The 573-nt window shown below is 48.4% G+C and carries 1 protein-coding gene; it reads right to left on the bottom strand.

Annotated elements, in window-relative coordinates:
* Nucleotides 1-167 precede the first annotated feature (167 nt).
* Nucleotides 168-573 (bottom strand): TCP-1/cpn60 chaperonin family protein (locus FWJ25_RS20770; protein ID WP_281292575.1); only part of this gene is annotated, 406 nt, incomplete at its 5' end.

The raw sequence follows: 573 nt of genomic DNA, 5'->3' as shown, positions 1-573 counted from the left end.
GTCTTTGATTTGGATAAGTTCAGACCAGAGTAAAATTACTCTTCATCTGCAAAATAAAAATCCTACTCTACAACTCCCAGTGGATCTGAACCAAAATTCTCAAACCAAAGTTCTACCCTCTCAACTGATCTRAACCGTCTGGACAGCAGCCTCAAGAACGTTAAGTTTTAAACGGTAAGGGCTCCCTCTGGTGGCTCTGCCACTTGAGGCTTCGGCTTTGGCTTCTCAACAACAATTGCCTGTGTGGTTAGGACCATTCCAGCTACCGAGGCCGCATTCTGGAGCGCACACCTGGTCACCTTGGCAGGGTCGATCACACCAGCCTCCATCAGGTTCTCGTACTTGTCAGTCATTGCATTGTAGCCCACCTCCCAATCGCTCTCCTTGATCTTCTCGACAACCACTTCACCCTCTACTCCAGCATTGTGTGCAATCAATGAAGCAGGTGCTACCAATGCCTTTTGAATAATATCAGCGCCAAGACGCTCATCAGGGTCCTCAATTGCTTCTTTGATCTTAGGGACAACCGTAGATAGGTGCACATATGCCGCACCACCTCCTGGAACAATGCCC

The sequence above is a fragment of the Marinobacter salinexigens genome, assembly GCF_008370345.1.
GTDB classification, from domain to species: domain Bacteria; phylum Pseudomonadota; class Gammaproteobacteria; order Pseudomonadales; family Oleiphilaceae; genus Marinobacter; species Marinobacter salinexigens.
Note: the sequence above shows the minus strand (reverse complement) of the source record. Positions and strands in the feature narration are given on the sequence as shown.